The organism is Aquiflexum gelatinilyticum (assembly GCF_024813435.1).
In the GTDB taxonomy this organism is placed as follows: domain Bacteria; phylum Bacteroidota; class Bacteroidia; order Cytophagales; family Cyclobacteriaceae; genus Cognataquiflexum; species Cognataquiflexum gelatinilyticum.
Genome location: NZ_JANAEZ010000003.1, coordinates 141,735 through 157,270, shown reverse-complemented (window position 1 = coordinate 157,270; position 15,536 = coordinate 141,735). Strand labels below are relative to the sequence as shown.

Annotated in this window: 14 protein-coding genes and 1 riboswitch; of the genes, 7 read left to right on the top strand and 7 right to left on the bottom strand. The window is 40.5% G+C overall.

Annotated elements, in window-relative coordinates:
• Positions 1-4: 4 nt before the first annotated feature.
• From NK987_RS08595 to NK987_RS08585, 3 genes are read right to left on the bottom strand one after another with little or no spacing between them, the layout of a single operon-like run.
• The gene (locus NK987_RS08595) at positions 5-1,468 is read right to left on the bottom strand and encodes a glycosyltransferase family 2 protein (protein WP_259263516.1); all 1,464 of its coding nucleotides are present in this window, start codon (positions 1,466-1,468) and stop codon (positions 5-7) included.
• Complete coding sequence (locus NK987_RS08590; RefSeq protein WP_259263515.1) at positions 1,461-3,053, bottom strand: hypothetical protein; 1,593 nt, start codon at positions 3,051-3,053, stop codon at positions 1,461-1,463. The genes NK987_RS08595 and NK987_RS08590 overlap by 8 nt, the downstream gene beginning before the upstream one ends.
• Before the next feature lie 5 nt (positions 3,054-3,058).
• A complete protein-coding gene (locus NK987_RS08585; RefSeq protein ID WP_259263514.1) occupies positions 3,059-3,421 on the bottom strand; it encodes a response regulator transcription factor in 363 nt (120 codons plus the stop codon).
• A gap of 253 nt (positions 3,422-3,674) precedes the next feature.
• Between NK987_RS08585 and NK987_RS08580 the strand changes: the two genes are divergently transcribed.
• From NK987_RS08580 to NK987_RS08565, 4 genes are all read left to right on the top strand, one after another.
• A complete protein-coding gene (locus tag NK987_RS08580) occupies positions 3,675-5,372 on the top strand; it encodes an amidohydrolase family protein (RefSeq protein ID WP_338021197.1) in 1,698 nt (565 codons plus the stop codon).
• 19 nt (positions 5,373-5,391) lie between these two features.
• Complete coding sequence (locus NK987_RS08575; RefSeq protein WP_259263512.1) at positions 5,392-6,774, top strand: amidohydrolase family protein; 1,383 nt, start codon at positions 5,392-5,394, stop codon at positions 6,772-6,774.
• A 31-nt stretch (positions 6,775-6,805) separates the two neighbouring features.
• Positions 6,806-8,107 (top strand): amidohydrolase family protein, encoded by a 1,302-nt coding sequence (locus NK987_RS08570; RefSeq protein WP_259263511.1) that lies wholly within the window; start codon positions 6,806-6,808, stop codon positions 8,105-8,107.
• A gap of 123 nt (positions 8,108-8,230) precedes the next feature.
• Positions 8,231-8,554: a YbjQ family protein gene (locus tag NK987_RS08565; protein ID WP_259263510.1), complete on the top strand. Its 324-nt coding sequence runs from the start codon at positions 8,231-8,233 to the stop codon at positions 8,552-8,554.
• Here the strand turns inward: NK987_RS08565 and NK987_RS08560 are convergent.
• The gene (locus NK987_RS08560) at positions 8,551-9,507 is read right to left on the bottom strand and encodes a DUF4097 domain-containing protein (protein ID WP_259263509.1); all 957 of its coding nucleotides are present in this window, start codon (positions 9,505-9,507) and stop codon (positions 8,551-8,553) included. The genes NK987_RS08565 and NK987_RS08560 overlap by 4 nt on opposite strands.
• A 297-nt stretch (positions 9,508-9,804) precedes the next feature.
• Positions 9,805-9,912: riboswitch (SAM riboswitch) on the top strand.
• Between the two features lie 188 nt (positions 9,913-10,100).
• Between NK987_RS08560 and NK987_RS08555 the strand changes: the two genes are divergently transcribed.
• Together NK987_RS08555 and NK987_RS08550 are read left to right on the top strand one after the other, a co-directional pair.
• Positions 10,101-11,399, top strand: a complete 1,299-nt coding sequence (locus NK987_RS08555) for an O-acetylhomoserine aminocarboxypropyltransferase/cysteine synthase family protein (RefSeq protein ID WP_258422601.1) — start codon at positions 10,101-10,103, stop codon at positions 11,397-11,399.
• A gap of 45 nt (positions 11,400-11,444) precedes the next feature.
• Positions 11,445-12,500 (top strand): homoserine O-acetyltransferase family protein, encoded by a 1,056-nt coding sequence (locus tag NK987_RS08550; protein WP_258422600.1) that lies wholly within the window; start codon positions 11,445-11,447, stop codon positions 12,498-12,500.
• A gap of 49 nt (positions 12,501-12,549) precedes the next feature.
• On the opposite strand, the gene NK987_RS08545 is transcribed toward NK987_RS08550, so the two are convergent.
• Positions 12,550-13,689, bottom strand: a complete 1,140-nt coding sequence (locus tag NK987_RS08545) for a DUF4221 domain-containing protein (RefSeq protein WP_259263508.1) — start codon at positions 13,687-13,689, stop codon at positions 12,550-12,552.
• A 173-nt stretch (positions 13,690-13,862) separates the two neighbouring features.
• On the opposite strand from NK987_RS08545, the gene NK987_RS08540 reads away from it, so the two are divergent.
• Positions 13,863-14,252 (top strand): VOC family protein, encoded by a 390-nt coding sequence (locus NK987_RS08540; protein ID WP_259263507.1) that lies wholly within the window; start codon positions 13,863-13,865, stop codon positions 14,250-14,252.
• 70 nt (positions 14,253-14,322) lie between these two features.
• Here the strand turns inward: NK987_RS08540 and NK987_RS08535 are convergent, their stop codons facing one another.
• Both NK987_RS08535 and NK987_RS08530 read right to left on the bottom strand, forming a co-directional pair.
• Positions 14,323-14,886: a hypothetical protein gene (locus NK987_RS08535; RefSeq protein ID WP_259263506.1), complete on the bottom strand. Its 564-nt coding sequence runs from the start codon at positions 14,884-14,886 to the stop codon at positions 14,323-14,325.
• Between the two features lie 94 nt (positions 14,887-14,980).
• A complete protein-coding gene (locus tag NK987_RS08530; RefSeq protein WP_258422596.1) occupies positions 14,981-15,424 on the bottom strand; it encodes a DUF2147 domain-containing protein in 444 nt (147 codons plus the stop codon).
• Between the last annotated feature and the right edge of the window lie 112 nt (positions 15,425-15,536).

Here is a 15,536-nt window from a genome sequence, read left to right as displayed (position 1 = left end):
CTGCTTATTGTAGCTGTATGGGTGAATTTATTTTTTTCTTATCCTCGGCTTTTTTGAATCCTGTCCTGATCATTTCTCCCCATCCGCCTTTGCCTTTGATAAAGTGCCAATGACCTTTTAGACCCCAAAGTACAATTTTGGGATGGATCAGAAATGGCTCCAATAAAACAGTCCTCATTAGCTTGTTTAGATCCGCTTTGTCTTTATAGTTATTATAAGCCACTCCTTCATACAAAATACTGAATGAGGATATCATGACCGAAAAGACATACATCAAAACAAAAAGACCGATAAAATACAATGCGCTGATATCTCCTTTGAAAATCATCAATGCCGTATATAAAAATCCTGCCATTTCGATGATTGGACCTGCCTTTTCAAAGATTGACCAATAAGGATAGGACACCAATCCCAATACCCCATATTTAGGATTCAGTTTTATCTTTTTATGGAGCTGAAGTGTTTCTATGGTTCCACGCATCCACCTGTTTCGTTGCTTTGAAAGGATGTTTTCAGATTCCGGAACCTCAGTCCAGCACAAGGGGTCAGGAACAAACCCGACTTTGTATTTTTGACCCGTCTCCTCCATGTACCTCCTCATTCTGACGACAAGTTCCATGTCTTCACCCACAGTTTTCGGGAAATATCCTCCCACTTTTAATACCAACTCTTTATTAAAAAATCCGAAAGCACCGGAAATAAGCATCAACCCATTGATCCTTGTCCAAGCCATCCTTCCCATCAAAAAAGCGCGGAAATATTCAATTACTTGAAATCTTCCCAACAATGTCTCAGGCACTCGATATTCAGTAACTGTTCCGTCTTTGACCTGACAATTATTTGCAACACCAATGACGCCTCCGACGGCGATAACCTTTCTATTGGTCTCTTCCATAAACGGTCTCACCATCCTTGTCAGGGAATCACTTGATAGGATACAGTCTACATCGATGCAAGCAAGAATTTCGAATGCCGCAATATTGATTCCTGCATTCAAGGCATCTGCTTTGCCCCCGTTTTCTTTATCTACGAGAGTAAGTTTTGCATAAGATGAATTGGTGGATTTATATACTCCTCTGATGTTTCCGGTTTCTACATGTTTGTAATAAGCATATTTGGTTTTTACCAAATCAAAACTTTCAATCATTTTTTGAAGGGAATCATCCTTAGAACCATCATTGACAATGATCACCTCATATTTGCCATAATGCAGCGTAAGGAGACTTTTGGCATTCTGAACAATGTTTTGTCCCTCATTATATGCAGGGGCAATGACCGAAATCCCGGGTGTGACAGGACTTGTAATGACGTCTCTGTAGTCAGCAAACTTGTTTTTCTTCAAGTGGTCACGCATCTCCAATGCGGAAAGAACAGTCATTGTCAAGTAAAATAAAATGATCGAAAAACTGTAAACCAAAAACAGGATTCCAAAAATATCAACCAATATGTCTAAAAGTAAATTATACATTGATCAGAACTGGGTCTATCAGGTGGTCATAAATTTGGTGGACTTCGGCATCTTTGGATTGGATATTCCATTTTGCCAAGTCCTCAGGATTCAAAGCATTCAGAGTTTGCATCACAGCTTTTTTGGATTCAAAATCCAGTCCTGAGTTAAGTTTTTCCTGCAAAAGTGATTCTGAAATCGGATTGCCTATATTTTGTAAAACTCCTACTATTCCCAAAAACAAGGCCTTGTCACTGGTATATAAATCTCTGTGAAGGAGATCAAGGGCATCTTGGTAACTGAAAGCATCAAAACATTTAATCATTTCTGTTTTTTCGGCAATAGTGGCATTTTTATACTTGATTAAAAGGATATCTAGCAATTCAAAAAGTCCAAGGTACCTGACGAGCTTATATCCGAAAATCCGTACGGATTCGTTTTTGGATTCAAACAAAAAATCAACCCGGACTTTTTCCTGACTGTTGTTTATGAATTTGATGATTCTAAAATAAACCATTTGCTGCCACTTGGAAAGCGGATAATCCTGGTTTACGAGTACTTTAAGCTCAGGGTCATTGGAAATGTTGAGTAGGGTGGCCACTGCATTGGACCTGACATTGAAATTCTCCGATCCTGCAAATTTCTTGACTTTCTCTACTGCCTCCACCACATCCATTTCGTTGATTTCAACTATTCCTGCTGTAATGACATCCCATTTTTTAGAAGAAAGTTTTTTGATTGAATGAAGATCCAATTCAAGTTTACGGTAGATCGTTTTGAGTTTGGATTTGAAATCACCTTTCATGTTTTTATTAAGGCTGATGATTTCCATGATCATCACATCCTTGAAAAGATTGTTTTTTAGGTGGTCTACAGGAAAAAAACTTTCAAACTTTTTTTTGTCAAAGTTTTTCAATTCTTCCAAAGAATGCTCAAAAAGGAGGTTTGAAAGAGGTTCGAAACTCAGCTCTTTAAACTTTTGGGTAAGTAAATCCCTTTTCCCTTTTTTTACTTTGACCACATACATGATCGAAACCAAAATAACAGAAGCGATCAAAAAAAGAACAAGAGTAGATACCAACAGCAACATTTTGGTGTCGCTCAAAATCTTGGTTTTCATCTTATGATAAGGTGTAAAAGGAACTTTGGATGCCATTACCAAAAGTGCTCCTTCCTCAAAGCCATTGGCGTTTGAAATATCATTTTTCAGCAAGAGTTCATTTCGAACCAGGTTTTCTAAAAATTCACCCGTAGCCTCTGCTTCAGCTTCTTTTCCGAAAATCAAAAAAGTAAGCCGTCCTTCATGGCCAGTAGCCAAAAACACGGTATCCTTGAGTTGGGCGATACTATTAAAATCTGCGATAGTATCAGAAACCCAAATTCCATTTTCCGCTGATCGATTTAGGTCAAAAACAGATAGGTCCTTGTCATTTTCTTGAACCTGAAGTACAAAAGAAAGCCCGGGGATTTCTTGTGATACCTCAAAAAGTCTGGATTCTATTTTAAGTCTCAAGGAATCCTGTGCATGAAGGTACCCAAGCGGAAAAACCAAAATTAAAAGTAGCTGAAACAATTTCAGCAAATGCCGCTTTCCCGATCCATTCATCCCATTTAGTTATTGATTAATCTGCGAACACGCACTGCAAGTTCATTTGGATTAAATGGTTTTGGGACAAAATCAGAAACACCAAGATTAAAAGCTTCCATCACAGTGCTTTCTTCTTCTCCAAGAGAGCTTAAAACGATGATAGGCACTTTAGGATATACTTTCCGGGCATGGTTTATGATTTCAATTCCTGTCTTGAAAGGAATCATCACATCGGTGATAATCAAGTCCGGTTCAGAAGCATCTATGGCATCCATTCCGGACAAGCCATCCTCAGCCATTGTCACATGGTATCCATCTTTTTTAAGTCTAAAGTTCAACAGACTGGATATAAGTCTATCGTCCTCGATGATTAGGATATTCTTCATTTTTTTCAATCTTTTGGGTGATAAGAGATTTAAATATAGAAGTAAAAAAAATAAAAAAACAAGCCTTGAAACTCTCGAAAAATTGAAAAAATTCTATGAAAAAATACAATAGGATTAAAATGTATTACATAAAAAAATATTTGCCGTTCCTAACCGTTTAAGGGTTTTAAAAAAAATAAATTTTTTTTGAAAAAATTTCTTTTGTTAGCTTACTCACTGAACAATTCTATCATTTCAAGCAAACAATATGATTATGAACCCTAAGATTCAGGTATTCAAACATGTATTGGTTTTGGCTCTTTTTCTTTCCTTTCAAAATATCAAAGCGCAAAGCGATCCAAGCGGAGAAAAAAGAGTAACAGGAACCATTGCCTTCAAGAATGCCACAATCACAACATCACCCGGAAAAACCATCCCAAACAGTACGGTTTTGATCAAAAACGGACTTATTGAGGCTATTGGCACCAACATCACCATACCAAAAGAGGCACAGGTAATTTTGGCAGACTCATTATTTATCTATCCGGGATTCATTGACGGAGCAAGTAGTGCAGGTGTTGGAAAATTTGCAGACCCCGAAAAACCTGCAAACTTCAATCCCGCCAATCCTCCTGACGAAATGGCGGGTATTACTCCTTGGAGAAATGTGATTGACGTTTTTGATAACAAAAACAACCAGATTAATGATTGGAGAAAGAGTGGTTTCACCATCGCACAATTAATCCCCGATGGTGGAATGATTTCAGGAAAGACTGCCGTAGTAGTTTTTGGAAACCAATCCTCCACCAATATTTTATCACAAAATTCTGCCTTATCAGTAAAATTCCAAGGAGCAAGAGGAAGCTCAAGGGTCTACCCGGGAACACCACTCGGTATCATGGCAAAATTCAGGGATGTGTACAAAAATACAGAGTTGGCTTCCAGACACAGTAAACTTTTTGCTTCCAATTCCGGACTTAACAGACCTGAAATTAACAAGACCTATGAGGCTTTATATCCGGTAGTTGATAAAAACATCCCGGTTTTGTTTGAAGTATCCGATGACATTGAAATCAGAAGAGCCCTTTCATTGCAAAAAGAAAATGGATTCAGGCTGGTTTTATTGGGAGGTTCAAATTTTGAAAAAGTCATCAATGAAATCAAAAGTTCAAACGCCCAAGTATTGCTCTCTCTCAAATTGCCTGATGATAAGGTAACAAAAGCCAAGATGGAAGAATTGTCTGAGGAAATGCAGGCTAGAACCAAGAGAATTCAAGAGGCATACCAAAGCCAATTGAAGCAGGCATCATACTTGGAGTCAGCAGGAATACCTTTTGGATTTACATCTTCAGGATCGAAAAGCGGAGATACTTTCAAAAACCTTAGACTGATGGTAGAAAATGGCTTATCAGAAAATGCTGCCTTGGCGGCACTTACTATCAACACAGCTACCATCTTAGGCATCCAAAAATATGCAGGGACTTTGGAAAAAGGCAAACTGGCGAATATGATCATTTTAACGGCTCCGTTGTTGGACGAAGAAACACAGATTAAGCATGTGGTAGCTGACGGCTATATATTCGATTACGAAGTAAAAGCAAAGAAAAACGGGAATGGCGACAAGAACGGCAATAATGGAGCTATGGCGATTGATGGATTTTGGGAATATACCTCAGATACTCCGGCAGGAAGTTCTTCAGGCACTTTGGAAATCAAAAAAGAAGGAGACTCCTTCAAAGGAACCATCACGTACGACAATCCAGGTGGTAGTGGAAAAGCCAGTTCCGAAATGAAAAATATTACTCTTTCAGGCAGCAATTTGTCTTTTTCTTTTGATGTTGCGGCAGGAGGAATGTCTTTGGTTGTAAATGTAAGCGGTGAAGTAAACGGGGATAGACTAACAGGCAACCTGTCACTCTCAGAATATGGAAGTTTTCCGATGAATGCTACCAAAAAACCTAAATCATTTTAAAAGCTAATCACCAGAAATCATGAAAAAGATAATTTATATCATAGCGGCTGCAATGGTGATGGGTTGGAATCCGGCTAATTCCCAGACCCAAAAAGGATCTGTTTTGATCAAAAACGCCACTGTTCTTACTGTCACTAAGGGGACTTTAGAGGACACAGATGTACTAGTAGAAAATGGCATAATCAAAAAAATCGGCAAGGGACTTACCGCCTCAAATATTACCACCATTGATGCAAAAGGAAAATATTTGATGCCGGGAATCATTGATGCCCATTCCCATGTGGCTTTAGATGCGGTAAATGAAGGTACGGCTCCCATTACCTCAGAGGTAAGGATGGCAGATGTGATTGATCCATATGATATCGGTTTGTACCGTGCACTCGCCGGCGGGGTGACGGTTTCACACGCCATGCATGGTTCTGCCAATGCCATCGGAGGACAAAACATTACCCTCAAACACAGGTATGGTTCTGGCAATCCCGATGACCTTATCATGAAAGATGCTGCAAGGACAATTAAATTTGCACTCGGGGAAAACCCTACAAGGGTACACGGAAGAGGCAACGGGATCCAGCCCAGATCAAGAATGGGTGTGGAAGCGGTGATCAGAAACGGCTTCAACGAAGCGATACAATACAAAAAGTCATGGGAAGACTACAACAATGCACTCAAAGTAAAAGGAGCAACCCCTGTGCCTCCAAAATTCAGTGAAAGGCTTCAAACACTTTCGGAGATCCTTGATGGCAAAATCATCATCCACTGCCACTCCTACAGAGCGGATGAAATCTATATGCTGATCAATGTCTGTAGGGAGTTTGGTATTACCAATATCGTTTTCTCCCACGTCAATGAAGGCTTTAAGGTAGCTCCAGAATTGGCAGCTTATACAATGGGAGCTTCTGTTTTTGCTGATTGGTGGGCGTACAAGTTTGAGGTGTATTATTCCACGGCATACAATGCCGCTATATTGACCCAAAACGGTGTCATCACTTCTATCAATTCAGATTCCGGTGAATTGATCCGTCACCTGTACCATGAGGCAGGAAAAGCACAACGGTATGGCGAATTGACACACGAGCAAACATTGGCCCTGATCACCATCAATCCTGCCAAACAACTTGGAATTGCGGACAAGGTAGGTTCCATCGAAGAAGGCAAACAGGCTGATTTGGTCATTTTCAACGATCATCCACTTTCAGTTTATGCTATCCCTCAGATGACTTTTGTGGATGGTGTCAAATATTTTGACATAAATGAGGATCCCAATGACATGAGATTGAGAGTATCTGCTACAGAATCCATTGAACCCATATTCCTTAAAGAACATGATCATAAGTGTATGCATGGGGTAGATTTCTTCTTTACCAATTTTGGTAGAAGCTTATTTGACCACGAACACTAAAATCTAAATGGAAGATCAAAACATACTGAAGATGAAGAAGATAAATCAAATCATATTTACAGTCGCTTTATTGGTTCTCCCATTTTTGGCACAAGCCCAATTTGACGGAGAGTTTATCAAGCCTAGAAACGGCAGATTTTTGCTGCAAAACGCAACCATTGTCACTGTAACGAAAGGGAATATTGAAAATGGAAGTGTCCTTATTGCCAATGGGAAAATAGAAGCCGTCGGAAAAAACATCCCGGCGGGAGATGCGGAAGTCATAGACTGCACAGGACATTATATCTATCCTGGAATGTTTGACGGGGGAAGCAGGCTTGGATTGGTTGAGGTTAATTCTGTGCCTGAAACACAGGATTATGCCGAAATTGGTCAAGTTACACCCAATATGCAGGCTATTGTAGCAGTAAACCCAAACTCTGTAGCCATTCCGGTGACAAGGGTAAGCGGTGTCACCACCACATTGGCCGTCCCTTCAGGAGGAATATTCCCGGGAACGGCAGCCCTTATAAACCTCAATGGCTATACTGCTGATCAAATGTATGCAGGCTTCAAAGGTGTTGTCATGAATTTTCCTTCCTCTGCACGTCGCAGTACTTGGGATAGAAGGAGTGATGAAGACATCAAAAAAGATGCTGAAAAAGCTGAAAAAACGCTCAATGAAATTTGGGAAAGGGCTGTCACTTTTCATCAGCTGAAGCAGGCCAATGCCACTTTGGATTACTATCCTGAAATGGAGCAATTGGCAAAAGTTATTGCAGGAGAATTGCCTTTACTTGTCGAAGTAAATGCTGCCTCTGACATCACTTTAGCAATAGAGTGGATCCAGTCTAAAAACGTAAAGGCCATATTGACCGGTGTTGCTGAAGGTTGGAGAGTTGCCGACAAAATCGCTGCCTCCAAAATCCCAGTGATCACAGGTCCAATGCTTTCTATCCCGACGAGGAATTCTGACCGTTTTGATGCAGCCTATACCAATCCAGGCAAAATGGCCAAAGCAGGTGTGAAAGTGGTCATCCGGTCCAATGATGCCGAAAACACAAGAAACCTACCTTTTAATGCAGGTTTTGCGGCTGCTTATGGAATGGGCAAAGAAGAGGCTTTAAAAGCTGTTACGATCAATGCCGCCGAGGTATTCGGCGTTGCAGATCGAATGGGTTCCATTGAACAGGGAAAAGATGCCACGCTGTTTGTTTCCACGGGAGATCCTTTTGAAACCAAAACTCAAATCAGGCATGTATTCATAGACGGTTACAGGGTACCGATGAGTAACAGGCATATCAAGCTGTATCAGGAGTTTTTACAGCGATCACCAGGACTAAAAGAAAATTGATTTGATCCAAAATCAAACCGCAGCCCGAAAAGCTGCGGTTTATTTTTTTGTTAACTTGCTGAAAATAGAGATATCCAATTGTCTTGGTATCCGTAAGAATGTTGAATCATAAACCATAAAAAAATGATAGTAAGTACTACACCAAGTCTAGAGGGATATAAAATTACTGCTTACCTCGGCATTGTTTCAGGCGAAACCATTATAGGTGCCAATGTTTTCAAAGATTTTTTTGCAAGTATAACAGATATTGTGGGTGGCCGTTCAGGTGCCTATGAGCAGGTTTTGCGGGAGGCAAAAGCCACTGCCATGTCCGAAATGGAAATGCAGGCAAGGGCTTTTGGCGCAACCGCAATTGTTGGTATTGACCTGGATTATGAAACGATCCGCGATGGAATGCTGATGGTGACCGCAGCAGGTACAGCTGTCAAAACCGAGAAAATATTTTAATTCACGATTTCAATTTTCCCGGAGTTCACTTCTCCTCTGATGGTAAGGGCCGAACCGTTGTTGATCACAAGGTTTCCCGATGATTGGCTATCACCAACCCTGACAGAACCAGAACCTGAACTGATGTTGAAATTGAAGCTGTTCAGATCGCTCATTGTCTGAATATAGATATTTCCAGAAGAGGCTTTTAGAGAAGTTTCCGCACTCAATCCTGTACTAGTAGCAAACAACTGACCGGATGACAAGGTAGCTTTCCCTAAAGCCTTTACTTTTGACAGTTGAATTTTTCCCGAGCTGATTGCAACATTTGCTATTCCATTGATTTCTGAAAGTTTGATTTGGCCGCTTGAGCCTTCAGCTTCCACATCCCCATCTATCCTGAGCAATTCAAGGTTTCCTGAAGATACCAAAGCCTCAACTTTACCTGCGATATCCTCACCATAGGCATTGCCTGAGGAGGAGTTGATAGTAACAAGTGTCGAGCTGATATTCTTGGCATATATTTCACCGGAGCCTACAAGGAGTTTGGTTTCAGTACTGACCACATCTTTTGCACTTACTTTTCCTGAACCGGTTTCAAGATCAAGGACCATTGCCTTTGGACCGGTCAGCCGGATATAACCTTCCGCTCTAAGATTTCCGGATATGCCGCTGCCTGATTTTACTTCGATTTTAAGCTTGGTTCCATCCACGACATCAAATACTATTTCATATCTCTTGTTTGAATTGGACTTGAGCAAAGCGTCTAAAGAAACATCTTGCTTTCCGGTTTCTCCTAGGTATTCTACTTCCAAAAAAGCCCCATCTACCTCAACAGAAGTTATGTTGCTGAAGTCTTGGTTGATTTCTGAAACTATAGAAAGCTCATTATCCAAACAGGAATTGAGACTCATAAGGGCCAAAAACCCCGAAACGATTACTAATAATCTGGATTTTAAATTAATGGTGTTCATGATAATTAAATTTATTTGTTGGTTTGATTTAGTTTATTTCCCAATTCAGCTTCATTGTTATTAGATAAAATCTGCTTTCAGATTCTTTCCTTTTATCTATGACAAGCCAACCAAGAATTACCCCTATCCCGAATCAAAAAAAATTTGAGAAACGGTAATTAATTCCATTTTAATTAGGGCAAATGAAAATGCTTGAAGTTTTTCCAAAAAAACTAATTGCAAAATAATCTTCAAGATATTTTGCAATTGACATCAGAGGCGTATTAATTTGTACTGTCCTTTCACTTTTTGTGTGGGGATTTATAAAGAAGAGGTAAGAGACAGGCTCTGTGACCCTCTGGCAACCAGGAAAATCCAAGGTGCCAAATCCTGCCAGGTAAAATTTATTTCCTGGAAATATAAATTCTTAACATTATGGATCAATTTCTTTTCAAACATCCCTTCGTTTTAAGATACACGCCATCAGTTTTGGGTGAAATTTTGCGCACCTTTCCGTATTCGGAACTAATTTTTTTCTTTTACCAAACCAAAAGGTTTAAATTTAATCCTTTCAAAATCTAAAATTTTTAATAACACCATAAACCAGAGATACCATGTCAAATTATCGTTTCGAAACTTTGCAATTGCACGCAGGACAGGTTCCAGATCCTACCACCAATTCCCGTGCTGTACCCATTTACCAGACTACATCTTATGTGTTCAATTCCGCAGAACACGGGGCTAACCTTTTTGCCTTAAAAGAATTCGGGAACATTTATACAAGGATCATGAATCCTACTACAGATGTTTTCGAACAACGAATTGCTGCTTTGGAAGGTGGGGTGGCAGCCTTGGCTACTGCATCCGGACAGGCCGCACAGTTTTTAGCCTTGAACAACATCTTACAGACCGGAGAAAACTTTGTTTCAACTTCTTTCCTTTACGGAGGTACCTACAATCAATTTAAGGTAGCATTCAAAAGAATCGGCATTGAAGCACGATTTGCCAAAGGCAATGACCCGAAGGAATTTGAAAAGCTGATTGATGAGAAGACCAAAGCCATCTATCTGGAGACTATCGGTAATCCTGAATTTAACATTCCTGATTTTGAAGCTATTGCCGCCATGGCAAAAAAACATGACCTGCCTGTCATTGTGGACAATACCTTTGGTGCCGGCGGCTACTTGTTTCAGCCTCTGAAGCATGGCGCCAATATCGTCACTGCCTCTGCCACCAAATGGATCGGCGGACATGGTACTTCCATCGGAGGAGTTATTGTCGACGGGGGAAATTACAATTGGGGCAACGGAAAATATCCTCAATTCACAGAACCATCTGAAGGTTATCACGGGATGAAATTTTGGGAAGTATTCGGAGAAAATAACCCATTGGGTCTTCCAAATATGGCCTTTATCATCCGTGCAAGGACTGAAGGGTTGAGAGATTTTGGACCGGCCTTGAGCCCTTTCAACTCTTTTTTATTAATTCAAGGATTGGAAACTTTATCCCTTAGGGTCCAAAGAACAGTAGACAATGCACTCGCCATTGCACAATGGCTAGAGGCCCATCCTAAAGTGCAAAAGGTGAATTATCCGGGTTTGAAATCTTCTCCTTACCATGAACTTGCCAAGAAATACCTGAGAAATGGCTTCGGTGGGGTTTTGAGTTTTGAATTGAAAGGAGATAAAGAAAGCACCTCCAACTTTATCAACAACCTCAAGTTGATCTCCCACCTTGCCAATGTCGGTGATGCCAAAACATTGATCATCCAACCTGCCGCGACCACCCATCAGCAGCTGAGTGAATCAGAACAAGCCGCTGCGGGTGTCACTCCTACCCTTTTGAGGATTTCGTTGGGTATTGAGCATATTGAAGATATCAAAGCCGATTTAGAACAAGCTTTCAACAGTTAAAAATATCAGGCCAAGTAGCCTGAGAAGAATTCCAATAGTAAAGTAATGAATGTAGCAAGCAACTACCTGATTATTGATATGGCGCAAGAAACGTACACGCATGAGGACGTATTTGACCTGGAGTCCGGAGAGTCTCTTCCCGGATTCCAACTGGCTTATACCACCCAAGGACGTCTGACCACAGCAAAAGACAATGTCATCTGGGTCATCCATGCGCTCACCGGAGATGCCAAAGTCCAAGAATGGTGGAACGGGATGGTCGGAGAAGATAAGTTTTATGACCCAAGCAAGTATTTTATCGTTTGCGCCAACTTACTGGGTTCTTGCTACGGTTCGAGCAGTCCCCTCTCAGAAAATCCCCTGACAGGCAAACCTTACTACTATGATTTCCCTAACCTCAGCACAAGAGATATGGCGAGATCGCTTGACCATCTCAGAGAATATCTTGGAATCAATACCATCAATACGGTCATTGGAGGTTCGCTAGGTGGACAGGTAGCTATCGAGTGGGCTTACCTTCTTCAACATCAGGTCAAAAACACCATCATCCTTGCATCCAATGCGAAGACTTCCCCCTGGACCATAGGCTTCAATGAAACCCAAAGAATGGCGATCGAGTCCGATTGTACCTGGGGAGAAAACCATGCAGATGCAGGCAAAAAAGGGATGGAAGCCGCAAGGGCCATTGCGATGCTTTCTTACAGACATCCTGAGGATTTTGCCCTTAAGCAAAGCGATACTGAAGAAAAACTTGACAACTTCCGCATTTCCTCCTACCTCAGGTATCAGGGCCAAAAACTCGGGAATAGGTTCAACGCATTTTCCTATTGGGTGCTGAGCAAAGCTATGGACAGTCATGACTTAGGACGCGGACGCGGAGGAACGGAAAAAGTACTCCAACAAATTCCTTCCAAAGTGTTGGCAATCGGCGTAGACCGGGATTTATTGTTCCTCAAAGAAGAATCCCAATTCATATCACGGCATGTTCCCAAAGGGACGTACAGAGAAATCCAATCTCCCTACGGCCACGATGCTTTTCTAATCGAATATGGGCAGTTGCAGTATATTTTGAAGGGATTTTACCTAGAGAATAATGGGTAATTGCACTTATAGATTTTGAATGAAAAGGGATTCTGCAAAAACAGGTCCCTTATTTTTTTATCTCTATCAATTGAAACCTTATAAAATCTTCAGAAAGTGCAGGATTGTCCGGATGGTCTGTACAAATCCAAATCCCCTCCTCGTCTTCAAAAATGTATTGCCCATTATACCTATTCGGTTCCAATTCCATCTCCCCGACTTTGTTGAATTCCTTATCCAAAAAAACCAATCCCCACTTTGAAGCCAAAAAAGAACCTGTTTCAAACACGTTTTCAGGGACATCCTCAAATTTTGCGACCCTTACCATCAGCTCCAGATTTTTGAAATAAAAAAGGTCAGTATAGATATCCACATGGTTTATGATTTTCATAATCTCGGGCATGTCCTCAAACATATTGGGAGATTTGGATATCGGCGGATCGTTAGGGAAAGCAGAATGTCCTGCAAACGATGGAACAATTTCTCCCTCTTTTAACCGGTAAATATTCCTGAAATTCATGTTGATCACAGGCATGTCGTCAGGCCCCAAAGACAGCAAAGGAAAGATTGACTTGTTGAGATTATCTCCCACAAATTCCTCAGGAAAGTAACTTACCGGTGTAAATGTTTTACTAAGGGTATCATACCTAATGAGGTTAGGGATTTCAGTCAATTCCTTAGGAGTCACCGATGTCCATGCAAATACCATTGGAAAGGCAGGAAAGTAAAAGCCGTCCTTCGCCAAGGTGAAGATATTAGAGAATAAACTGATTCCATTTTCTTCCAATCCCTCTACATTGATCGGTGTTTTTTGGAGCAAGTTTCCGTCACCGTCAAATTTGAAAAGTGTATTGATCCCCGCAGTCAGGTAAATCACATCGGGGCTTTCGATAAAAAGACCTGCAATATTGTTCCCGACACCGGCAGGACCCTCTTCTTCAAACTTGATGGTTTTGAGCAGGCGGTTTTCAGGGATGGAATAGGTCAAAAGTTGCTTGGTTTTGTAATCGAATAGAAAAAAATACTTGTCCTCAATGGACTGAAAATACAAATCCAAATGCCCGATATCCGGTGGCAATGGAAAAGTTTTGAATTTTTCAGTGACCACAAACTCGAGTTCAGTTTTAGCTTCCTTCTTTTCTGGAGCTGAACATGACCAAAATAGGAGCAAAAACAAAAGAAAGTAATTAATGGGATGCAGGTATTTCATAGGATTGGATTAAACTAACAAGATAGCATATTGAAATCAAAAAACAGCGTAGTCCAAATCCAATTAGATAATTTCATTTACCATTTATTCCAAAAAACCGAAAGGTTAAAAAAGTATAGTTCACTCCTCCACATTTATCTTTCTGCGGCATTTGTTTTTTTGTAGCTTCTGTAATGAAATATACCCAAATCAAGGAAACCTGCCTGTACGTCACAGACTTGGATCTGGCAGAAAATTTTTACGGCCAAATCCTTGAAATGCCCATCATATCCAAAGTGGCAGACAGACATATTTTTTTCCGTTGCGGCAGTTCTGTGTTGCTGTGTTTCCTGCCTGAGGTAACAAAATTTGAAAAGACATTGCCTCCACATTATGCTTACGGAAAGCAGCATTTAGCTTTTGAGGTAAGTAAAAGAGATTACCTGAAGGCCAAATCTAATCTACTCGAAAAAGGAATCACCCTCACTCACGAACAGGATTGGAACCACGGCCTTAAAAGTTTTTATTTCGACGATCCATTTGGAAATGTATTGGAGATAGTGCCGGTGGGGATTTGGGATTAAGAAACTTGGAAAAACTTATCTGATCTTTCCCTGACAGATTTCTATGAATTTGAACTTGATTTTCAATAATTCAATTGTCATTCAGGCTTTCTATGAATTTGACAATATCCTGCCGGGAAACATCCTCCAACTTCTCCAATGCTTCAGGATCATTTTCAAAAAAAACTTCCAACTTCTTTTTCCAACCACTGACTCCGCTGACAAAAAAATCTATTGAATCCCCATTTTCATCAAACAATATATAATATGAAGTCGTGACAGTCACGCCTTTGGTGGTCGAATTGATATTTTGGATGTATAACTTGTAGGGGTCTCCTTTTTCCACCAACTTGTAAAATCCTGTTTCGACTTTTATTCCCCTATCTACAAACAAATAATCAAACGGCACACCGACCTGATTGAAACCATAAGCAAAAACCTTTTTGTCTTTTGTTTTAAAAATCTTCTCCTCCCCTTCCTTCGTCACTATCGAGATTTGGGTTTTGTCAGTTCCTTTTGGCCCACCAAAAACAATTTTACAATTGATTGTATCTCTTTTGGCGAGAACGACATAGCCGTCTCTTAGCTCTTGGGCTTGCCCGTTTTTTGTAAAACAGAAAAAGAGCGCGATAAATATGAAAACAACCTGTTTCATGTATGTGTAAAGGATTGAATGTATTGACGGTTAGTGGTTAAGTAAGGCGAAACTTTAATTGGCTCAAAATATACCTATCAGGAATAATTCACCGCTATTCCGCCTTGGTCCACTCCACTGTCCTTCCGATCATTGAAAAGCCTACAAAACCACGAACCTCAAGCGTCTTGTCATTTTTCTTTTTGATGATGCAGGAATAAGTTTTACCGTTTTTCGGATCATAAATGGTCCCATTTTCCCAAGTATCACCTGTGTGTTCGAAATTACTTAGCAGCTTCATCCCCATGATTGGCCTTGTCCGCTTGGCCTGGTCGGTGTTGTTTTTGTCTGTTTTGGGTTTGCCGTTCTCGGTTGGGTCTTTTAGCCAAACTATTTTGCCTGAATATTTGCTTCCTTCTTTGAAGATCTCTACTTGGGCGTCTTTTTCGGTATTGTACCATTTGCCTACAATGGCATCGGCAGATTGGGCTTGGACATTGATCCCAAATCCGACCATCAATAAAACGATAAATGACAAAATTGCTTTTTTCTGAGTCATGATGAAGTTATTTTTCAATCTCAATCGAATAATAATACTTTTACGGTGCTATTTCAATAGGGGATATTATTTTCTTCTAGAGTCCCTCCATTATCTGATCTAAATCCAACAG